General features: G+C 43.4%; 22 protein-coding genes. 5 read left to right on the top strand and 17 right to left on the bottom strand.

Going from position 1 to position 21,747, the window contains the following annotated elements; all coding sequences use genetic code 11:
• Nucleotides 1-36: 36 nt before the first annotated feature.
• Entirely contained in the window at nucleotides 37-1,341 is a 1,305-nt protein-coding gene (locus tag M9189_RS02075) for a hypothetical protein (protein WP_250724268.1), read from the top strand.
• A gap of 224 nt (nucleotides 1,342-1,565) precedes the next feature.
• On the opposite strand, the gene lpxA is transcribed toward M9189_RS02075, so the two are convergent.
• From lpxA to M9189_RS02135, 12 genes are all read right to left on the bottom strand, one after another.
• Complete coding sequence (gene lpxA, locus M9189_RS02080) at nucleotides 1,566-2,381, bottom strand: acyl-ACP--UDP-N-acetylglucosamine O-acyltransferase (protein WP_250724269.1); 816 nt, start codon at nucleotides 2,379-2,381, stop codon at nucleotides 1,566-1,568.
• Between the two features lie 256 nt (nucleotides 2,382-2,637).
• The gene (locus M9189_RS02085) at nucleotides 2,638-3,804 is read right to left on the bottom strand and encodes a sigma-54-dependent transcriptional regulator (RefSeq protein ID WP_250724270.1); all 1,167 of its coding nucleotides are present in this window, start codon (nucleotides 3,802-3,804) and stop codon (nucleotides 2,638-2,640) included.
• Between the two features lie 35 nt (nucleotides 3,805-3,839).
• Nucleotides 3,840-4,778 carry a Ppx/GppA phosphatase family protein gene (locus tag M9189_RS02090; RefSeq protein ID WP_250724271.1) on the bottom strand — a complete coding sequence of 313 codons (939 nt, stop codon included), beginning with the start codon at nucleotides 4,776-4,778 and terminating at the stop codon, nucleotides 3,840-3,842.
• Between the two features lie 54 nt (nucleotides 4,779-4,832).
• The gene (locus M9189_RS02095; RefSeq protein ID WP_250724272.1) at nucleotides 4,833-6,176 is read right to left on the bottom strand and encodes an ABC transporter permease; all 1,344 of its coding nucleotides are present in this window, start codon (nucleotides 6,174-6,176) and stop codon (nucleotides 4,833-4,835) included.
• Between the two features lie 12 nt (nucleotides 6,177-6,188).
• Nucleotides 6,189-7,115: an ABC transporter ATP-binding protein gene (locus M9189_RS02100; protein WP_250724273.1), complete on the bottom strand. Its 927-nt coding sequence runs from the start codon at nucleotides 7,113-7,115 to the stop codon at nucleotides 6,189-6,191.
• A 100-nt stretch (nucleotides 7,116-7,215) separates the two neighbouring features.
• Entirely contained in the window at nucleotides 7,216-7,671 is a 456-nt protein-coding gene (locus M9189_RS02105; RefSeq protein WP_250724274.1) for an RrF2 family transcriptional regulator, read from the bottom strand.
• Between the two features lie 16 nt (nucleotides 7,672-7,687).
• A complete protein-coding gene (gene ric, locus M9189_RS02110) occupies nucleotides 7,688-8,407 on the bottom strand; it encodes an iron-sulfur cluster repair di-iron protein (RefSeq protein ID WP_250724275.1) in 720 nt (239 codons plus the stop codon).
• Nucleotides 8,408-8,649: 242 nt separating this feature from the next.
• The gene (locus tag M9189_RS02115; RefSeq protein ID WP_250724276.1) at nucleotides 8,650-9,387 is read right to left on the bottom strand and encodes a geranylgeranylglyceryl/heptaprenylglyceryl phosphate synthase; all 738 of its coding nucleotides are present in this window, start codon (nucleotides 9,385-9,387) and stop codon (nucleotides 8,650-8,652) included.
• A gap of 13 nt (nucleotides 9,388-9,400) precedes the next feature.
• Nucleotides 9,401-10,030, bottom strand: a complete 630-nt coding sequence (locus M9189_RS02120) for a 4'-phosphopantetheinyl transferase family protein (RefSeq protein WP_250724277.1) — start codon at nucleotides 10,028-10,030, stop codon at nucleotides 9,401-9,403.
• Nucleotides 10,031-10,033: 3 nt separating this feature from the next.
• Complete coding sequence (gldD, locus tag M9189_RS02125) at nucleotides 10,034-10,618, bottom strand: gliding motility lipoprotein GldD (RefSeq protein WP_250724278.1); 585 nt, start codon at nucleotides 10,616-10,618, stop codon at nucleotides 10,034-10,036.
• A 4-nt stretch (nucleotides 10,619-10,622) separates the two neighbouring features.
• Nucleotides 10,623-11,942 carry a gliding motility-associated protein GldE gene (gene gldE, locus M9189_RS02130; protein WP_250724280.1) on the bottom strand — a complete coding sequence of 440 codons (1,320 nt, stop codon included), beginning with the start codon at nucleotides 11,940-11,942 and terminating at the stop codon, nucleotides 10,623-10,625.
• 16 nt (nucleotides 11,943-11,958) lie between these two features.
• Nucleotides 11,959-12,444 carry a single-stranded DNA-binding protein gene (locus M9189_RS02135; RefSeq protein WP_250724281.1) on the bottom strand — a complete coding sequence of 162 codons (486 nt, stop codon included), beginning with the start codon at nucleotides 12,442-12,444 and terminating at the stop codon, nucleotides 11,959-11,961.
• Between the two features lie 191 nt (nucleotides 12,445-12,635).
• Between M9189_RS02135 and M9189_RS02140 the strand changes: the two genes are divergently transcribed.
• Together M9189_RS02140 and M9189_RS02145 are read left to right on the top strand one after the other, a co-directional pair.
• On the top strand, nucleotides 12,636-13,373 hold the full coding sequence (locus M9189_RS02140) for a hypothetical protein (protein WP_250724283.1): 738 nt from the start codon (nucleotides 12,636-12,638) through the stop codon (nucleotides 13,371-13,373).
• A 27-nt stretch (nucleotides 13,374-13,400) separates the two neighbouring features.
• Nucleotides 13,401-14,846 carry a family 43 glycosylhydrolase gene (locus tag M9189_RS02145; protein ID WP_250724284.1) on the top strand — a complete coding sequence of 482 codons (1,446 nt, stop codon included), beginning with the start codon at nucleotides 13,401-13,403 and terminating at the stop codon, nucleotides 14,844-14,846.
• 67 nt (nucleotides 14,847-14,913) lie between these two features.
• On the opposite strand, the gene M9189_RS02150 is transcribed toward M9189_RS02145, so the two are convergent.
• From M9189_RS02150 to M9189_RS02170, 5 genes are all read right to left on the bottom strand, one after another.
• The gene (locus M9189_RS02150; RefSeq protein WP_250724285.1) at nucleotides 14,914-16,056 is read right to left on the bottom strand and encodes a carboxypeptidase-like regulatory domain-containing protein; all 1,143 of its coding nucleotides are present in this window, start codon (nucleotides 16,054-16,056) and stop codon (nucleotides 14,914-14,916) included.
• A gap of 15 nt (nucleotides 16,057-16,071) precedes the next feature.
• A complete protein-coding gene (locus M9189_RS02155; protein WP_250724286.1) occupies nucleotides 16,072-16,905 on the bottom strand; it encodes a glycoside hydrolase family 16 protein in 834 nt (277 codons plus the stop codon).
• A gap of 134 nt (nucleotides 16,906-17,039) precedes the next feature.
• Nucleotides 17,040-17,270, bottom strand: a complete 231-nt coding sequence (locus tag M9189_RS02160; protein ID WP_250724287.1) for a helix-turn-helix transcriptional regulator — start codon at nucleotides 17,268-17,270, stop codon at nucleotides 17,040-17,042.
• 17 nt (nucleotides 17,271-17,287) lie between these two features.
• Entirely contained in the window at nucleotides 17,288-17,842 is a 555-nt protein-coding gene (locus M9189_RS02165) for a sensor histidine kinase (RefSeq protein ID WP_250724288.1), read from the bottom strand.
• Entirely contained in the window at nucleotides 17,811-19,037 is a 1,227-nt protein-coding gene (locus tag M9189_RS02170) for a ligand-binding sensor domain-containing protein (protein ID WP_250724290.1), read from the bottom strand. Before M9189_RS02170 ends, M9189_RS02165 begins: the two co-directional genes overlap by 32 nt.
• 554 nt (nucleotides 19,038-19,591) lie before the next feature.
• Here M9189_RS02170 and M9189_RS02175 point away from each other — a divergent pair.
• Both M9189_RS02175 and M9189_RS02185 read left to right on the top strand, forming a co-directional pair.
• Complete coding sequence (locus M9189_RS02175; protein WP_250724291.1) at nucleotides 19,592-19,876, top strand: HU family DNA-binding protein; 285 nt, start codon at nucleotides 19,592-19,594, stop codon at nucleotides 19,874-19,876.
• Between the two features lie 227 nt (nucleotides 19,877-20,103).
• Entirely contained in the window at nucleotides 20,104-21,657 is a 1,554-nt protein-coding gene (locus M9189_RS02185) for an Rne/Rng family ribonuclease (protein ID WP_250724292.1), read from the top strand.
• Nucleotides 21,658-21,747 lie beyond the last annotated feature (90 nt).

A 21,747-nucleotide genomic window follows, 5' to 3' on the forward strand; every position in this document is an offset into this window, starting at 1 on the left:
TAGAATCAAAACATAAACAAATAACATAAGTGTACTATGAGAACAGCAAATATCAAATCTGTCTTTGCAATGGGAGCTATCGCTCTTGCTATGCTTAGCGCCTGCTCTGAGGATGACAATGACCCCAAAGGTGGCAATCCGGCTGTGGAAAATGACTTTCATATTGCTTTTGCAAGCGGAACCGGTGCCAACTCTGCAACTTATGTTCAGGGTGTTTCTGATCTGAGTACTGGTGTGATAAACTCAACTACGGGTTTCGAACTAGAGTCCTCACGTACTGCACGTATCTTTGCCTCAGCTGATGGAAGCTATCTCTATAGTCTAAACTACACTGTGGGTACTGTCGAAAAACTACAATACCTGGGTGGTGACCGCTATACAAGGGTTGCAAGAATAGATGCGTCAGTGCCACTGGGTGTTAAGGCCCTGCGTTTTTCGCATCTTAATGATCAGCTTGCTTCCCTGCACTATATCAATGCCACTCCGCTTTATGATGAGGTGGATGAAACTGCTTATCTGAGACATAAGATGGTTCTCAGCATTGGCCTTCTTGACCTCGAGAAGATGAGGATGGTTGACGGCTACAAAGCCTCACTTGAGGTGGAGCTTGATGAGGAGCTTGCTGCTCAAGGTTATTTTATCTCACGTATCGATGCACCTGTTCTGTCTGGTAGCAAGCTATACTATGGTGCTGCCGTAAGAAAATGGGATGCAACAAAAGGGGAGGCTGCTGATGTGAACAAAACATTCACCTTGGTTCTTGACTACCCTACGTTGAGCAATCCAAAGATTATCGCCGCAGACGATGATTTTGGTGCTACAAACGGGTATCGTACCTCAACCCAATATGTTGACGAGGAAGGGGATATCTTGCAACTAACAAGTGGCAACGAGGAGGTTCATATTCTTAAAATCAGAAATGGAGAGTATGTTGAATATGACTTCGATCTCAGTGAAAAGCTTGGTAAGCCTGCCAATAGCAACGGCTGGTTTTATGCAGGAAACGGCATCGGTTATGTCCCCTATGAGGATCTTAGCAAAGACAAAGTACAGGTTGGGGTCAATCCCCAGGGAGAACCTACTTATTCTGCAATGTGGAAGCTGGCTCGGGTTGACCTTGTCAATGGAACTGTTGTCGATCTAAATGTACCTGACAATCTATGGCTTACCCAATATCAGGCCTCTGCTGTACGCGACGGAATCTTCTATATTGCGCTCTCGCCAATTGGAGTGGATGGAAATATCTATATGTTTGATGTTGACTCAGAAAGTCCTGATGGGCAAACTGGTGCAAGACTGGCAGGAACAGGGGCTGACCAATACTATATTGGTATATATTGATGCTAACCCAATTTCAGTAAGTGTTACTGGTGATAATTAGCTGGACACTAAAGGGGGTAATAATTTACTGAAATACTAGCTGCCGCAAGGGAAGAAGCGAACAGCTCATTGAAAAAAGAGGGTGTACCTGCCGGTGCACCCTCTTTATATATTCTTTATCCATCAGGCAAATTGCCAGTCTCCTCTTTCCGGTGATCTGGTAAAATTGCCATTGCCGGGACTTATCACATGCTTTCTTCGCTAACAGCGGCTTTCTTAAAGCTGTTCTTTATTACTCCGCGTTTTGAGCTCTTAATGAAGTTGGCTATGTAATCTACTTCCTCAGACAGTGGCAGATAGGTTTTCATATAATCAACTGCTTGTGAAGCGTTCATCCCGTTTTGGTAGAACACCCTGTAAGCATTGTGAATTGCTTCTATCTGCTCCTTGGTGAAGTTACGCCTTTTCAGACCTACATAGTTGATACCAATGTAAGAGGCCGGAACTCCAAAGACCTTAGTGTAAGGGGCTACGTCGGTCAAAACACCTGCCATTCCTGAAACCATTGCATGTGCACCGATTCTGGTGAACTGGTGAAGGGCACTTGCTCCTCCAATGACAGCCCAGTCTTCGACGGTAACTTCCCCGGCAACCTGAACGTTGTTGGAGATAACAACATTGTCACCGATGATGGTATCATGTCCAAGGTGGGTATAGGCCATCAACAGTGTGTTGTTGCCAACCTTAGTGATACCTTTGGATGCTGTACCACGGTTGATAGTCACATACTCACGTATGGTGGTGTTATTGCCAATCTCAACCGTACTGTACTCGCCTTTAAATTTCAGGTCCTGCGGCACGGCGGCTATCACAGCACCAGGGAATATCTTGCAATTCTTTCCGATTCGGGCGCCTGGATATATTACAACATTTGCTCCTATCCATGTTCCCTCACCAATGATCACATCGCTGTCAATCTTGGCAAATGCTTCAATGGTTACACCCTTTCCAATAATCGCCTCGGGATGAATTTCCGCACGAGGTGAAATCAATTGCTCCATTAAATATCAGTTTATACAATAAAAAAACAGGCTTATGGATCATCATCCTAAACCTACCTAAGCATAACACTTGTCAGTAGGTAAGACAAACCAATACCAATTAACACGTATTCAAATAATAATTTTTTTTACTTTTTGTCGTATGCCACGAGGCATACGACCTCTATATTGCCCGGTGCTATTGACTTTACGTAATTTTCACCGACAGTATATTAAGGCTGGGAAGGCAGGTTTTGGCTTAAGGGGATTTTGGGGCTTATTCCCACCTAGGGGCTGCGTAAATCTTGATTTCCTTATCGGTGATGGTGTTGTTACAGAGTATGATAAGCCTTTCAATTACGTTGCGAAACTCCCGGATGTTCCCAGTCCATGGCAATTCCTGAAGTGCAGCAATCGCTGAGGCATCAAAATCATGCTTTGGTAGACCCAGTTCTTCACTTATCAACTTTGAGAAATGCTCTGTCAGCAATGGAATATCCTCCTTGCGGTCTGCAAGTGAGGGAACATGGATAAGGATAACACTCAATCGGTGATATAAGTCCTCACGGAAATTACCAGCCTGAATTTCTTTCTGCAAATTCTTGTTGGTTGCTGCTAATACCCTTACATCAATCTTGATATCCTTGTCACTGCCCACACGCGAAATCACATTCTCCTGCAATGCACGCAGTACCTTGGCCTGGGCGGCAAGACTCATATCGCCTATTTCGTCGAGGAAAATAGTGCCTCCGTCAGCCTGCTCAAACTTACCTTTACGCTGCTTGATAGCTGAGGTGAAGGCTCCCTTTTCATGTCCGAATAGTTCACTCTCTATCAGTTCAGATGGGATAGCAGCACAGTTGACTTCTACAAAGGGCTGTTCGGACCTGTTGCTTTTCTCATGCAGCCAACGCGCTACAAGTTCCTTACCTGTACCATTACCCCCTGTAATAAGCACTCTTGCGTCAGTAGGTGCTACCTTCTCAATGAGTTCCTTAACAGACTGAATTGCAGGAGACTCGCCGACAATATCAGTTGTGCGGCTGACCTTGCGCCTAAGTACCTTGGTCTCGGTTACCAGGTTCTTGCGTTCAACTGCATTGCGCATGGTAACCAGAAGACGATTCAGGTCAAGGGGCTTTTCAATAAAGTCGTAGGCTCCCTTCTTAATGGCATCAACGGCAGTATCAATATTACCATGGCCGGAAATCATTATAACAGGGGTGTCTGAACTTTTCTCCATTATCTTCTGGAGAACTTCAAGCCCGTCCATTTCCGGCATCTTAATATCACAAAGGACTATATCAAACTTGTCATTATCGAAGAGTTCAAGTCCCTGGGGCCCGTTTTCAGCCAGGACAACCTCATGCTTCTCATATTCCAGAATATCCTTCAGAGTGTTCCTGATACTTTTCTGATCGTCAATAACAAGTATCTTTGACATATTATCCTATGTGTTTATTCCTGATCCTTTGATGTTTAGAGGACGCTGTTTATTATCTGCAGAATGGCTCCTTCCTTGAGGGAGAATGAACACTGCCATACCTCCATAGGTTTAACCCATTTCAATACCCATTGAACGATAATACTTGCTGGTACTATATTATCAACCCGGTCGGGATCCATCCCGGGAATAATGCGGCGTTCATCGGTATTGGATGTGATAAGCAAGTTGTGGGTCTCTATAAGAGCTTCTGACCTCAACTTAAATGATGTTATCTTGGAGAGTTCCAGCAAGGGATATTCCCGCTTCGCAATAATTGCTGCCAGAGTATCAAAGGAGCCTGATGATCCGATAAGTCTTTCGACGGGAAACTGCTGAACAGCTTCTATCAGGGTCTGGGTCCTTGTTTCAAGGTACTTCTCAATCTTTGCAATCTCCTCGTCCTTAATGGGATCTGAAGGCACGAATTGTTCCAGAAGCCTTGCTACACCAAGGTTGTAACTGTCTTTCCAGGCAATACCGTTCTTGTTGGCTATAATAAACTCAATACTACCTCCTCCGATGTCCATTATCAGAGAGTATTCCTCGCCAAGAGGTATCACCTGTTTGACACCGTCAAAGATGGTCTGAGCTTCTTCATCTCCAGGAATTACCCTTATCGTAAGACCTAGTTCCTGCTTTACTCTTCTTACAAACTCGCTTCCGTTGGTTGCACTTCTTATTGCAGAGGTTGCAAAACAGAAAATACTCTCTACCTGATATTCGCTTATTGTAATAAGGTGGGAAGTCAATGCTTCAACTCCACGACGCATGGCTTCGGGGGTAATTGTCGCCTTGTTAATACCTCCCTCACCCAGGCGGGCAGGATACTTGGATTCACGTAAAATACGATATGTATTACCTTCAACCTCCGTAATCAGGAGGTTGAAGGTGTTAGTTCCCAGGTCTATTATCGCTACACGAGTCTTTTCCATCGCTAAAAGCTCTGTTTAGGAGCACAAAGTTATTATTTTTTACTCACTACTAACCTATTTATCTGAATAACGGAACCACTTCCACAGTTCCTTGTATGTGACTTTCTTACCATACATCAGGATTCCTACTCTGTATATGCGGGCAGCAAACCAGGTAGTGAATACAAAGCTTGCATACAGGACAACCAGTGAAACAAGTATCTCCCATATGGGTACGTCAAAGGGAACACGAGCCATCATTACTATGGGCGAGGTGAGCGGTATCATTGAAAACCAGAACACCAGATCACTGTGAGGGTTCCTGAATGCAGCTATGGCCACGTAGAATGCTATCAAAATAGGTATTGTAATTGGCATCATAAACTGCTGTGTGTCAGTTTGATTGTCTACAGCAGCACCTATTGCAGCATACAGGGATGAATAGATCATGTAACCGCCGATGAAATAGAGGATAAACAGAAATACTGTTCTTAAAGGATTCAGGCTGTTGATTGAGCTCAATAAACCGTCGATGTTGAATCCATCTGCCTGAGCTGCTCCGCTTTCAAGATCCATACTGCCGGCAGCCATATCAAGAGCCTGCATTTGAGTTGCCTGGTCTATTCCACCTGTAAAGCCAGCCTTTATCGCTGTAACAATAACTCCAGTGAGTATTATCCACAAAGCCACCTGGGTCAGAGCCACAAGTGCAATACCTATGATTTTTCCAAGCATTAGCTCAAAGGGGCGCACTGAAGATATAATAACTTCCACTATACGACTGGCCTTTTCCTCCATCACACCCTGCATTACCTGGGCTCCGTAGATGAAAACAAACATATATGTCAGAAATGCACATATTATACTTATTATCATAGCAATCTCAGTGGAGCTTTCCTTCTCGCTGCCGTCATCTCCCAACTTGATCGTGGTCATGTTAATCCTAACCTTGTTGATATCTTCAATTATCGAGTCCAGACCTTCTACTTCAAAACTCTTAAGTTTTTCAGCGCGAAGGTGCTCTTTAAGACTGTTGTTGACATGGTCCTTGACATCGATAGTTATCCCAACATCTGAGTATAGCTTTAAGGCATCTGGTTTTTCAAGCAGGTTGTCCTCAATAACCAGGAAGGCATAGTATCCTGAGTTGGTGAAGTCTTCCTTGAGATTGCTTTCAGATGCTGGATCAATATATTCAAACTTGATAAGGTCCGATTCCCTGATTTTGTCAACATAGGCACCGGTTCTGTCAACTACTGCGATTACCTTGGTCTTGGTGTCGCTCATATTGGCAAGCAAACCCGGGATTACAAACATTGCAGCAAAGAATAAAGGACCCAGTATGGTCATTATCACAAAACTCTTTTTGCGTACCCGGGTCAAATACTCGCGTTTGAGAATTAATGGTATATTGTTCATTTTCAGGCTGGTTTAGTTGGGTTTTTGGCTCTCACCTACTACACGGATAAAGACATCATTCATGCTGGGCATCACTTCCTGGCAGCTGTGGATATGACAGTGTGCCATCACCTGCTGCAGCATCCTGTTGATATCTGCGCCTTCAGGCATCTTTAACAGCAAAGAATAAATGTTGTCCTGCTCTTTTTCTTCAAGTATCTTATAATCTGATCCCAGGGAAGATACTACATTGGATTTGTCTCCGCTAAACTCAATCTTTGCTATATTTTCATTGTAACGACGACGCACCTCATTGACCTTACCCGACAGAATCGCTTTACCCTGGTTGATCAATGTGATGTTGTCACAAATTTCTTCTACCGAACTCATATTGTGTGTAGAGAAAATAACAGTAGCACCTGAGTTCCTTAGGTTCAGTATTTCCTGCTTCAGGATATTGGCATTGATGGGGTCAAATCCGCTGAAAGGTTCATCGAAGATCAGCAGAGCAGGGGAGTGGAGGACGGTGACGATAAACTGTACCTTCTGTTGCATACCCTTGGACAGTTCCTCAACCTTCTTGTCCCACCAGTTTTGAATTTCAAATTTCTCAAACCAAAGCTTGAGCTTCTTAAGAGCATCCTGCCTTGACAAGCCTTTTAGCTGGGCAAGGTAAAGGGCCTGTTCTCCGACCTTCATCTTTTTGTAAAGGCCTCTCTCTTCCGGCAGGTAGCCTATATTTACAACATCTTTGGAAGAGAGCTTTCTTCCATTAAACATTATTGTTCCCTCATCCGGGGCTGTAATCTGGTTGATAATCCGGATCAGGGTAGTTTTTCCTGCTCCGTTAGGGCCCAAAAGACCGAAGATTGAGCTTTCCGGTACCTCCAGATCTACTCTGTCAAGGGCAAGATGATTTGAATATCTCTTGACGACTTGAGAGGCTTGTAAAAACATCATAATTTTTGCTTGGGTAAAGTAATTATTATAAGTGATTTCAAGCAAAAATATGAATTTTTACTTTAGTCCTGTGGTTTATTATGATAATTTATCACAAGGCTTAAGAATCAAGGAGGTTGAGGCGGTTGAGAACGGCATCTCCTTCCATTATCCTGTCAGCTAAAATTTGAATAGTCGTTTGGCTTACCAAATTAAGGTAACGGTCACGAATTACTGCATATTCATGGTGAATAGGGCATGGGGATTCTGACGAGCATTGGCTCAGGCCAATGCCGCACTTTGTAAAGAGTTTGTTCCCTTCGACTGAAGTAATTACATCTACAAGCTTTAGTGGATCGGCATCTGCATCAAAGAAGAATCCTCCTCCTCGTCCACGTACCGAATTGAGCATTCCCTGCCTGACCAATGATTGTAGTATCTTGGCGGTAAACTGCTCAGGAGCATCTATTGCAGCAGCAATCTCACGATAACCGGGGCGATTATTGCCCCGGTTCTTGGTTTCTATATATACTAATGCTCTTATTGCATATTCTGATGCCTTCGACAACATATCCATTCCTTTGAAGGCTAAATTACAGATTTTTTTCTAATTCGATTGCCCTGGGGAAAAGGATATTGTTTTCAAGATGTATGTGACGATGCAGGTCATTCTCAAAGTCATGCAGCTTGGCCAGACCCACCCTGTATGTGTTGCAGCCATCCTGAGGTACTGTGTATCCATTGGTCAGTTCTGATATGAGTCTGAACCTCTCTCCTTCGTCATCATGCTCTTTGTGCATGGCTGCTATTGGATTGGCTATGCTGCCAAATGGAGAGGGTGGAGGGGTGCTGCCCTGGTGTTTTGCTGCAACCAACTGACGAATTCTTGGAAATAATATGGCCTCTTCTTTGCTAATATGACTCATTAGGGCTTCTGCAGCCTGTGCGAATAATTCCCTCACTTTGTATAGCTCAGGATGCCTGTCTCCATGTACTTGTGCAAGTTTTTCAAGATAGGGTGGAATGCTCTGTACATTCTCACGGACATAGGCGTGATGCCTTTCTACAATATGGTCTGCAAGGGCATCCAGTTCGAGTCTTTGCAACAAGTCTGACTCCAGATCTTTCTGTGCTGTCGCTGCATTCAAACTCTCAAGCAGATCATCAACTGGACCGTTGGCTTTCTCTGCTGCTTCTGCAATTGTTATATTACCACCACAGCAGAAATCTATCCCATACTTCTTAAATACATCTGCAGCTCTGAAGTTGTCTGCAACTACGGCTCCGACAATGCTGTTTTTTGTTAGTTCCATGGCTATTATATTTTAATAAAAGATAAGAAGACCTATAAGTCCACAAATATAACACATCGACTTTCAAAATCAAAACTATGGGAGATTAAAATGCAGATTTAATGCACATACGCTTAATCAGACATAATAGCCATCTGCTGTATAATGGTTTAGCGAACTAGGTGCTGATTTAATCAGGCATCTGGAGGACTGGTGCCTGATACTCGGTGTATCACGTATGGTCAGGATTTGCCCCTCTGTTGTCAAGGCTTGAATGACTCTGTGGTCTCGACGAAGGATGCAATCAAAGAAGGGTCTTTCTCGAAAATATTACCAACTACTGCAATATCCGCTCCTGCTTCGAAGGCTGCCCTTAATTTTCCGGCATCTGAAATCCCACCTCCTATCATCAGCGGGATATTAAGCGATTGCTTGACCATGTTTATTGTTTCTGCACTTATGCAGTTTTTAGCCCCACTACCTGCATCCATATATATCAACTTTAATCCCAGCATCTCGCCAGCTATGGCTGTAGCTACTGCAATGCCCGGTTTCCCTGCAGGGATTGGACTTGTCTGGCTAATATACTCAACCGAAGTAGGTGAACCACCGTCTATCAGCATATATCCGGTGGCTATGGGTTCAATATTATTCTGCTTTATAAATGGGGCTGCAACAATATGATGACCTATCAGGAGTTCAGGATTACGTCCTGAAATCATTGAGAGAAACAACACTCCGTCAACGTTGGGAGTAAGATGCGAAGGATTGCCTGGATAAAGTATGACGGGTTGATCTAGTCTGCTTTTCAGATAATCTACAAGTGGTGCTATGGGGGTTGAAATAAGACTGCCCCCGACCAGGAGCAGGTGAGGTCTGTGTTGTCTGAGTATCTCCGTGATTTGTTCCATCTTTTCGGGAGGACACTTGTCCGGATCGATCAGCAGAGCCAGAAGTTTCTTTTTCTGTGCAACAGATTCCTTGATGTAACTATAGATCATACTGTATTCTTAATTACCAACTCCATACAAGGTAATAGTCAGGACTTACTATATAGTTTAGGTCCAGCTTTGTCTCAAAATTATCACGCTTAACACGCGCTTTCAGCATGCCTTCCGGCATGCCTGAAAGCCCTTCCACTTCCACTTCCTCCTTAAACAGGAGACCGGGCTGGTCTAGGGCCTTAAATACCGCTTCTTTTGAGCACCATATCAGAGCGCATCCTGTTTGCTTATTAATCCCATTCATCTGAGCTGCCTCAAAATCGTTTACAAATCTGTCGGACAACTTGACCAGCCTTTCTGATGGATATTCAATATCAATACCAATAGGGCCTTTGGGTGAGAGTAGCACACCTGCATAGCCCCTCGTATGTGTAATACTTACATGCAAATCCATGGATGCAAGTGTGGGGCGTCCGTCTTCTGCGTGAACAATCTCTGCTGTTGCACCGTTGAGTTCCTGTATCAGCAGACGAGATGCTATCCATTCACGGCGACGTACTGGATGTGTTATCATACTAAGACGCCTTTCCATCGAATCAGTAAGTCTGAGTCTCGAAATCAGCTCTTCCTCAGGTTCGGTAATCTTCCACACGGCCAGCAGAGCCCCGTCGGTCCCTTCTTTTCTGAATATAACAGGCATAGCTCAGTCTCTCCATTCAAGGGTTTCGATAAGATGCACCACATCAGTTTTGATATAGTCAATTACCGGGGCCAGTGAATCCCGGTTGGGTCTTGCATAAAAGTAAAGCGAGCCCCTCAGAAAATGTCTGGCACTGTCAGTGGCAAGAAATTGCAGGGGAGAGGCTGCATCTCCTTTTATATCAAAAAGCATTACATACAGACTCTTGTCTTCGTCTACATATATATCTTCGTCTATGCCATCTGCTTTGACGACATGCTTGTATGCTAGCTTTATGTTATCTTCCAATAGTTCGTAGAGGTTGTCTTCAACCTCTTTGTAGCTGAGGTGTACCCGGGCATTGTGACGCGGATAGAGAATATTGATCCAATATGGTTCTGCACCGGGTGCTACATCACTTTCTATTACTGTGCTCTTGGGGTACTCAAAGCTATATGGCATAGCCGAGTCAAGCCTGACATAAACCGGTTCCTCCAGATCAATTCTGAAGTAGCCCATGGGTTTGGGAACCTCAGTTCGCCTGCAACCGGCAGAGGCAAAGAATACTATTATGGCTGCCAGTACAGCTATGCTTTGAAATCGTTTCATCCTATCAGATTCTGGAGAATTTAACCTTTTTTATCCTTCGATTGTCGGATGCAAGTATCGTAAATTTATAGCCCGAGTGCTCAATAACTTCTTGTCTGGCAGGAATCGCTCCCTTCAGTTCCAGTATCAGTCCGGCAAGCGTTTCAGGTTCATCGGTTAGGCTTATGAATGTTTCCTGTGACACCTCAGTGATACGGAAAAAGTCCTTCAGCAGGGTCTTGCCTTCAAAAATAAAACTGCCATCAGGCAGTTTTGTGAATGTGACTTCGTCATCATCCAACTCGTCGCTGATATCCCCGACTATTTCCTCAAGGATATCTTCAAGGGTAACTATACCAGATGTACCTCCATACTCATCAACAACGATTGCCATGTGTATCTTCTGAGTCTTGAACTCTTGCAGCAGGTCGTTGATCTTTTTGGTCTCAGGCACATAATAAGCTGGTCTTATCAGCTTCTGCCATTCAAAACTGCTGTCCTGGTCTAGGTGAGGCAGTAAGTCCTTGATATAGAGGATGCCTTTTACGTCGTCCGGACCGTCCTCATAGACGGGCATACGTGAGTAGCCACTCTCAACGATTAGACCGATGACTTTTGTAAAATCACTCTCTATGTCTATGTCTACAACATCCACCCTCGCTGTCATAATCTCGACCACGTTGGTATTTCCGAAGGTAACGATGCCTTTTAGTAATTCCCTGCCCTCAGAAATGGATTCATCGTCAAAATCCAGAGCCTGTGATATGTCATCCAGCGACAAGCCTTTGATATTACCTGCCAGACGCTTGTTTGCCAGTCCGGTAAATCCTGCTGATATGTACAGGAAGGGCCATAGCAGTTTCTTCAAAAAAGAAAGTGGGCGAATCATCAACCCTGCAAAACCGACAGGGTATTTCCATGCAAAAATACGTGGCAGCACCTCTCCGAAAATCAGAATCATAGAGACTGCAACAACTGTCAATAATATATAAGCCTGTACAGATGACATATGATCTGTCAGGAGTCCATGAAAGAACAGGGTAATCCCAAGTATTACAGAGATATTTATGAAACTGCTGCAGATAACTATGGTTGTGTGCAGTTGTTCTGGGTTCTCGAAATGCCTGGCATATCGCTTGAGAACATTATCCCTGCTGTCATCCGGCTTGCTCTGATCCATTTGCCTTAACACCATGTAGGCATTCTCGGCGCCAGAAAGCAAGGCTGATACAAGCAGTAATACTACTGTCAAAATAAGGGCAATTACAGACTTGGTGGTGAAAGTTGCTATTTCAGTCACCACCGGAGAATTAAGTATGAATTGAGGAACTGTGTCTGCTTCCAAATGCTCAACAATTTAGTTAAAAGGGCAGGTCATCATCGTAACCATTCTCCCCTTGTAATATGTCACGACCAGATTGAGGAGGTTCTTGAACACCCGAACTTTGGCCTTGAGTGGAGCCACCGACATTAGTGCTGCCCTTTGGAGTCTGGAATGAACCAGAATCACTGTCCTGCCTACGGCCCAATAGCTGGATTACATCAGCATAGATTTCAGTAGTGTATCTTTTTACACCATTGGCATCATCATAGGAACGGGTCTTCAGCTTGCCTTCCACATAGATTTGAGATCCTTTCTTGATGTAGTTCTCTGCAAGCTTTGCCAATCCCCTCCACGCAACTATATTATGCCATTCTGTACGGTCTGGTATTTCCTGGCCGTCACGGGTCTTGAATCCACGTTCAGTGGTAGCCAGTGAAAAGTTGGCTACAACCTGTTCCTTATCTAGATAACGGACTTCGGGATCACGCCCTACGTTTCCTATAAGTATTACTTTATTAAGCATTATCGATTTACTTATTATCGGGTTATATTATGGAGCTAAATTACAAAACTTCTATGGCTTATCAAACCCTTTTTCTAAGTTCGAATAAATATTAAGATAAACAAAAAAAAGCTATATTTACGGTCCTAAACCATATCTCTGACCTTTAGATAATCAGTTATTTTTGTGTTAACTAAACAATTACTATTCTTATGAGGATTAGCAACAAAACTGTTTTGGTGGTGTGCTGTCTTGCATTTTCATTGTTTGCAGAAGTTACTGCACAGGATGTTAGGGTTGCAAGGCGTTCAGAAAATGACCCAACGCTATTTGATACCAAAAGAAGCATTGACGGCTATTTTACAAAGGCCGGAAAAGGATCAGTAAGTCCGGATGAAGACGGCTTTATTCGCAGATGGCTTTTGCTTGAGCCTATAATGAAGGATATAAGGACAAATACTCTGTTTACAGATAGTTATATGCGCCAAACCTTTGATACTATTTATTTTAAGAATCAATTTACCGTAGTACCCAAGGATGGTCAAACGGTTAAGGTTGGCAAGGACAAGTTGGCCTGGCATGCTCTTGACAGCAAGTTGTTCAATGTAAAGCTATTCCGGTTTGCCTATGGGCTTAGCAAGCCTGAATATGGTGTACTTTTCTGGGCAGTAACAATTATCGATTGTCCTGAAGAAATCCAGAATGTAAGGATGTCTGTAGGTTCAAACTCAGCTTCAATGTGGTGGCTTAACGGCGAGGAAGCTGTATTTCTGTCAGGTGACAGGCGTATGGTTATGGACGATGTTATGTCTAAACGTCTTACTCTTAAAAAGGGAAGAAACATAGTAAGAGGTTCTGTAATCAACGGACCTGGTATGAGCGACTTCTGCGTCAGGTTCCTTGATGAGAACGGTCAGCCCATTAAGAACCTGAAGATAAGTGTTGAATAAGGGATTAACTCAAAAAATTAAAGTCAGATGAAAAGATATATTATATCGGCTATATCGGCCATTTCTTTGTCGGTTGTTTGCTCTCAGGTACAGGCCCAGGTCGGAAGACCATTTATCCATGACCCATCTACTATTGCTGAATGCGATGGTAAGTACTATACTTTTGGTACCGGTGGTGGAGGTTTGATCTCAGAAGATGGTTGGGCCTGGTACGGTGGCGCTGAACGTCCCGGTAGAGGTGCGGCTCCTGATGTAATTAAAATTGGAGATCGTTATCTTGTTGCATACAGTGCAACAGGTGGTGGTTTGGGTGGAGGTCACAATGGTCGTGTATTGACTATGTGGAACAAGACTCTGGATCCTAAATCTCCTGATTTCGAATTTACCGAAGCAGTAGTGGTTGCCGAATCAGACGGTATTGAAGATAATGACGCTATTGACGCAGGTCTTCTGCTAGATCCTACAACTGGTCGTCTGTGGTGTTCGTATGGAACATACTTTGGTTTTATACGCATCGTTGAACTGGATCCCGAAACAGGTAAACGCGTTGAAGGCAACGAAGCTATAGATGTTGCTATTGACTGCGAAGCTACCGACCTTGAATACAGGGATGGATGGTATTACCTGTTTGGAACACATGGAACCTGCTGTGATGGATCCAACTCTACCTATAATATTGTTGTGGGTCGCTCAAGAAATGTAACTGGTCCTTATGTTGACCACCTGGGAAGAGACATGATGAGAGGTGGAGCCAAGATGGTTATCGGTGGTAGTGACAGACTTATTGGTGCTGGTCACTTTGGTCGTTTTATCGAAGAAGAAGGTGTTGAAAAGATGTCTTTGCACTATGAAGCTGACCTTGATCAGGGTGGTTACAGTGTACTTGCTATCCGTCCACTGATTTGGAAGGATGGATGGCCAATAGGTGGTGAACTCTTCAAAGACGGTACTTATAAAATCGAATCTGAAAGAAGGGGTTATGGCCTCGAATTGGCTGTTGATTTTGTTCGTATGCCCCGTGCTGCAAGAGGATTCTTTAATATGGATGAAAATACTCCGGTTGAACCTGTTGCTGCCCAGAAACTGGATGATGTAATTGGCACATGGCCTGAAGGTGAAATTAGCGTTAGAATTGGCGACTACATCGGAAGACCACACCAAAAATGGTCTGTCGTTGCAGTTCCTGAAGCTGGTGGTACTCTTGCCGGTCCTTACTTCAAGATTGTTATTGAAGGAACAAACAGGGCTCTTGCTGCTACAGCAGAGAAAGAGGTAACCACTGTACCTGAGTTTACTGGTGCTCCTGAACAATTGTGGAGAATTGACCAGCTTACTGACGGAACTTTCAGGATTATGCCTAAGGCTGTTCCAGGTACTGATGAAAAACTGGCTCTTGTCTCAATTGCTGACAGTACTCCAACTCTTGCTCCGTTTGATTTCAACAATGTAAACTGCAAGTGGAATTTTAAATAATTCTAATCAGAGTAATACAATAAAAGAAGGGGCTGCCAACCGGCAGCTCCTTCCTTTTTCATCCTCTTTAATCAAGGGTTACCCTGTCAACATAGTAACCATGTCCTACACAGAGGAATCCATCTTGAGCCTGTATCAAATCTAACATTTCCTGAGTCAGGACCAGTTCTATTACTCCATCTCCCACCAGGTCAGTAGTCCCGGTTCCCGGCAATTGTGTCCACCATGCAGTGGTTGTTTGCATTTGCCAATATCCGGCATCCGGATTAAGAGAGTAATAGATATTTATTACAGTTCCAGGACTCATAGCGGCAAATACATCCTTGCCAATCAAATTAAAGGTCTTATTGGGGTTGCCATCCTCATAATCCCAGGATACATAGTGATGCCCCTCAAAGAGTACAGTAACTGCTGTAAATGTTACATCCAAATCGGTGACCAGTTCACCATTGCTGTAAAAGTACAGAGCCTTGTTGTCAGCAGCTTTTCCAGTCAGTTTGTAAACACCTGGCTCGAGATCGGGGCTGATTGCAGAGATACCGTCTCCAAGGTCATAACCGCCGTAGGTGCCGGCACTACCGTAGTTGGTGTTATCCAGAGGTACTCCGTCTACTACATAGAGCGGTTGGTTGTTGCCAGTAATCTCAGTGTTACCCCTCAACAAGACTCGGGTAGATCCTGACGGACCTCCTGCAGTCTGGCTTACTACAAGGCCAGCCACACGACCTGCCATAGAATTGATTACATTGGTCTCCCTTGCCTTGGTAAAGGCCTCTCCCTGAACTTCCTCAAGTCCGTAACCGAGTGCTTTGCGATCTCTCCTGATACCCAGGGCTGTTACAACAACGTCGTCAAGTAATAGCACATCTTCTTCGAGTAAGATATTAAGTTGCGCTGAAGGATTAGTGATTGTAATTTCCTGGGTCTTGTATCCGATGGCACTTACAACCAAGGTAGATCCTTCGGGAATGCTGATAGAGAAATTACCGTTAATGTCACTTACTGTTCCATTAGTCGGATTCCCCTTTTCAATAAGGTTAGCACCCGGAACTACACCAGTAGCATCTTTTACCGTTCCACTAACTTTTGAGTTAGTCTGAGCAAAGAAGATGCTCTCAGGAAGTGAAGCTTCCAGGGGGTGGGTACTCCCTAGCAGATAAAGAAACATTGTTCCAAGGAACAATCTCTTTTTAATATTGCTTACTTTCATAGGTATTATTATTTGTTAGAGGTCAAACACTTTAATCCAATCAACATACATATAGGCCTTGCCATCATCTGGCAAGGCTGTGATTTCATCTATGTCCTGTATTCCAGGAAAATTACCTCCTACTGCAAGGTTGATTAGTGCATAATATTCATCCTTGAAATATTCTTGGCGGCCACTTACTGGACTGATGTCGAAACTTCTGATTTCTATTCCGTCAATGGTTATAGTTAGCCTGTTTGCAGTCTTCTCTAAGGCATAAATATGATATTCTCCATCCAGAAGGCTATGGTCAAGCAGCTTGGCAAAGTACTCCTGGCGATGTGATGTATAGTCTTCACCATAATGTATAGCAACGTTGACAAGACTTTCCGAAGTACCATTCAGGATGCCCTGCTTTTCACCCATTTCCAGAATATCAATCTCTCCGCAGGTGGGCCAGTTTTTACCATTGTCGCCCATCATCCAGAATGCGGGCCATAGACCATTGGCAGTTTTAGGGAGCTTGATGCTGGCTTCAATACGGCCAGTCCTGAAATTCATCTTGCCCTGACTGTTGACCCGACCTGAGTAAATGTTGTTGCCCTTGCGTTCGGCAGTAATAATGAGAACTGATTTACCCTGATCAGTACCAACAGAGACATTTTCGGGACGATATTCCTGTAATTCATTGTTTACCCAGCCCGGTTCATGTCTTTCTTTTGTCCATACCTTGTCATTGAAGGTCTCAAACTCATCAATGAATACCAGGTTGTCAGGCAGTTGTTCTTTGGGCTCCTCAATGTCCTGAGAACAGCCTGCCTGGTTGAAACAACACATTAGTAGCAAACACGAGATAAGATTCCTACACATTGAATTAGTTTTTGGGTTTAATTTTATTCAAATATGCAAAGAGCTGTTAAGAGACGGGTTTGATTTCTGACAAAGAAGGTTTGAAATCTGACATTTTTATTGTCTGTCAGATGGCTGTGGCAGGAAAGTGAGGCTTAGTCGGGATGCTGAAACTTACTGGGCTGCACGCCGAAAGTCTTTTTGAAAAGTGAACTGAAGTACTTGCTGTTTGCAAAACCGCTCTGTATAGATGCATCGCTAACACTGTATCCATTTTTTAACAGTTCGGCAGCGTTTTGAAGCCTGATTAGTCGGATGAATTCCTGGGGTGCTTTACCGGTAAGAGATTTCAGCCGGCTAAAAAACAGCGTCCTGCTCATTGCCATCTCCTGGCAAAGTTCGTCTACCCCAAATTCACTATCGCTTCTTCTCCGTTTGCAACATCGACAACCTTGTAATCAGGGCTAAATGTATGCTTCAGATAGTAACGCAGGGCATCATTGTCTTCGACAATTAGTATGCAGTCTTTGTTTAACTCATTATCTTCTGCTAAGGTCCTGGTCCTTAAGGGGGCACTTATTGGAACTGAGATCTTAGGTTTCAACGGGTCGGTCAGTGACCTGGGTGAAGTATCCCGGGTTTCAAAACTGCGAGCCAGAGTAATCGTAAAACTGGTTCCCTTGTTTTCTTCCGACTGATAAGACAATTTACCCTGCATTGATTTTACGATACGGTGAACCTGCAAGAGGCCAAACCCGCTCCCTTTTTCCTGTGAGCTTTGGGCATTCTCGGCTCTGAAGACTTCTTTGAAAAGATATTTACGATCCTTCTTAGGGATGCCAATACCAGTATCCTTAACCGTAATGTTTGCCTTTTGTCTGTTTGCTGTCAGGACTAGAGACACTTCACCACCCGACAAGGTGTATTTACAGGCGTTGGATATCAGATTGTCCAGCAATATGCTTATCAGCCCGGATAAATATATCTTCTGCAGGCAGTTCCAGTTTCAGTTGAACCTGTTTTTTGTCGCAATAGGACTGGAAATCAATCAACTCCTCGGCCAATACCTTGTTTAGGTTTATGTTGGTCAGATTTAATCCGCCACCTTCGGTTCCCAGCCATACGGTGCCATCGTCATTAAAGAGCATTGATACGATGTAAGCACTTGCATTCTTATGATAAAACTCTGTGAAGGACGCATAGTTCTTCAGTGTGTCATTGACTTTGTCAATAATATAAAACCCATTTACAGTTGCAACGCTAACAGTTCCGTTGGCTAAGGTCTCAATTGAATGCACCCATTTAATATCATAGGTCTTTTTTCTCCTGCCATTTTTGTCGACGAGCACCAAAGGTCCGTTATGGCCTCCGACCCAAATATCCCCATCCTTATCCCTGGTTATTGAAAATACATAGTTTGTTGTCAGAATATTAGCTTCCTGACTGAGATGGCGTATCTCCTTCCCGTCGGCGTTTAGCAAGAAGACCCCGTTGCCATAGGTTCCAGCCCAGATGCTGCCATTTTCGCCATTGCAGAAGGTTACAACCACAGAGCCTTTCAGGCGGTGGGTCCACTCATTCTGTTTGGAATTATATATGCTGATTCCATCGTCGGTGGCAAACCACAGCCTGCCGTCACTATTTTCAGCAATAGCGTTGATATTGTTGTTTGCAATGGATTGGCTATTGCCCTTTTCATGTTTCAGGATCTGTGTTTGATAGTCGGGAAGGATTGCAACAGAGACCCCACCTGAATAACTGCCAATCCAGATATTGCCCTGGACATCAGTCTTCAATGCATATATGCCATTGCCCCGCAGGTAGATGTCGGTACTGTCGTCTGTACTCATAAGGAGCCTGGCTTCCTTTGAGTCCTTGCCGATGCTATAGACCCCACCTCCGTCAACCCCAAGCAGGAAGGTTTCATTATCATACCTGCAGATAGCCCGGATGGGATTTGAGAAGTTTGCATCCTGCCCCTTTATCGGGTATAGTGCGGTTTTGTGGAGATCCCATATCCACAGCCCTTCATTAAAAGTGCCAATCCAGAATTCATCGTGTTCGGCAGAATAACTAAAGATCCTTCCTGTATTGTCGAATGCCAGGATGCCTAAAGTATCGTCATAGATAAGGCGAAGACGGCGACCTGCCATGTCGCCGTAATGAAAGTTACCCGGTAGTACGTAATTTTTTACGAAGTTGCCATTATAACGGTCTATACCTGTTTTTGTGGCAATCCAGATAGCATGATGCTGGTCCTCGATAATTGAGAAAACTCGCTGACTGCTAAGGCCTTCTGTTTAGCCAAGATGTTTGATGTCAAACATCTTGTTGCTTAACTCGGCTTTAGCAGTAAATACTGAAATAACTACTCCAAGAATACAATACAGAATCTTCACCGGTCATTGTTTCTAGTGGATTGAAGATAGTAAAAGTTCTCGTTTTTTCGCTATTTGAACTAAGTTTAAGACCTCTTTTGGTAATCAATGTGTTAACTTGCTAGCTGGCTCGGGTCAGACAGAGATCACAAAGGGGAGTAATAGAAGTAAAAACTGTAGTTCATAGGCAATTAAAAGCCGGAAGACAGAAAAAATTCCTCAAAAATCAGTCTTTTAGTTTTTTTTTGATTGCAAAACGATATATATTTGCACACTGATTTTTGAATATAGGCATTTAATTAACTGATAATTAATTAATTTAATAAGCAATGACAAAGGCTGATGTTGTAAACGAGATTTCGAAAAATACTGGAATTGAAAAAGTTACGGTACAAAAGACCGTGGAAGCTTTTATGGAAACTGTGAAGGCAAACCTGGTAAAAGGTAACAACGTTTATCTCAGGGGTTTCGGTAGTTTCGTGATTAAGCGCAGAGCAGAAAAGACTGCAAGGAATATTTCAAGGAACACAACCATTATTATTCCTGCACACAATATCCCATCATTTAAACCTTCCAAGAGCTTTGTTAGCAAGGTTAAGGATACTAAGAAATAATTAATTCATAAATAGTACTACCATGCCAAGTGGAAAAAAGAGGAAAAGGCATAAAATGGCCACCCACAAAAGGAAAAAAAGATTAAGAAAGAATAGACATAAAAAGAAATAGTCGTCTGTTCTGAAGTTAAGGTATTGAGAGAACAAACAGAGTTTTCTTCTGTTTGTTCTTTTACTTTGAAAGAGAAACGTTCTTTGAAATTTGAACTAATCAAAACTGTAGTTTAGTGAGTGCAGAACTATTCGTAGATGTCACTCCTAAAGAACTTACTATTGCATTGCTCGAAAACAAGAGATTGGTCGAGCTGAGAAAAGAGCTTAGTAATGTTCAATTTGCAGTAGGCGATATTTATTTGGGCAGGGTGAAGAAGATCATGCCCGGATTGAATGCTGCGTTTATTGATGTAGGCTACGAAAAAGATGCTTTTTTGCATTATCTCGATCTTGGACCACAGGTTCGGAGCCTCCAGAAATACGTAACAATGATTGCCTCCGGCAAAAAAGGAGTGCCTGCCTTGCATAAACTAAAACCGGAAAGTGACATCAATAAAAACGGTACGATCTCGGAGGTTTTGTCGGTAGGACAGGAGGTCCTTGTGCAAATAGCCAAGGAGCCAATATCAACCAAAGGACCACGGTTGACCTCTGAAATTTCCATTGCTGGCCGTAACCTGATACTAATACCTTTCTCTGATAAGGTTTCAATCAGCCAGAAGATTGTACAGAATGAGGAACGTAACCGTCTGAAAAGACTGCTATTAAGCATTAAGCCAAAGGGCTATGGAGTAATAGTCAGAACTGTAGCTGAAGGTAAGCGTGTGGCTGAACTTGATAAGGAGCTGCGTACTCTTGTCAAACGTTGGGAAGAGTCAGTAGTAAACTTAAAAGACACAAAAGCTCCCGGGTTGATTATGGGTGAGATTGGCCGTACTACAGCCTTCCTAAGAGACCTGTTTAATCCATCCTTTCAGTCGATATACGTCAATGATGACAAGGTTTTTAAAGAAATGAAAGACTACGTGGGGCTTATAGCTCCCGGTCGTGAAAAGATTGTGAAACTCTTTGAAGGGTCAAGCCCGATGTTTGATCAGTTTGGTATAGAAAAGCAAATCAAGGCTTCTCTGGGCCGAACAGTCTCATTCAAAAGTGGTGCGTATCTGATAATAGAGCATACTGAAGCCCTTCATGCGATTGATGTCAACAGCGGAAACCGTTCCAAGTCTTCTTCAAGCCAGGAAAACAATGCTCTGGATGTAAATCTGGCAGCAACCGAAGAAATTGCCCGCCAATTGAGGTTGCGTGACATGGGAGGGATTATTGTAATCGACTTTATTGATATGCAGGATCTGGATCATCGCCAGAAAGTCTATGAAAGGATGAAAGAGGTGATGGCCAATGACAGAACCAAGCATAATATTCTGCCTTTGAGCAAATTTGGTCTGATGCAAATTACGCGTCAGCGGGTGCGACCCGAAATGCATATTGATACCGAAGAGAAATGTCCATCCTGTCTGGGTACGGGTACTGTTTCACCCTCCATTCTGTTGACCGACAAGATTGAAAATGCTATCCGGTTAGTTAAGCAAGAGCAAAAAGTTAGAAAAATGACCCTGTGGGTACATCCTTATGTATATGCCTTTATCAAACAAGGATTCCCTTCGCTTGCACTTAAGTGGAAGTGGGAATTCGGATTCGGGCTTAGGATTGTATCCTCCGCTTCTTTATCATTCTTAGAGTTCAAGATCGAAACCGATAATAAAGAAAAGAGGTTGTCCAATTAAGGGCAACCTCTTTTTCAATTTAAGCAAGTTGATAAGAATAGATTTCGATTTTTAGATGAACATGTTTACGAAAATTCCATATTCCTTTTT

It is taken from the genome of Xiashengella succiniciproducens (assembly GCF_023674465.1).
GTDB lineage: Bacteria > Bacteroidota > Bacteroidia > Bacteroidales > Marinilabiliaceae > Geofilum > Geofilum succiniciproducens.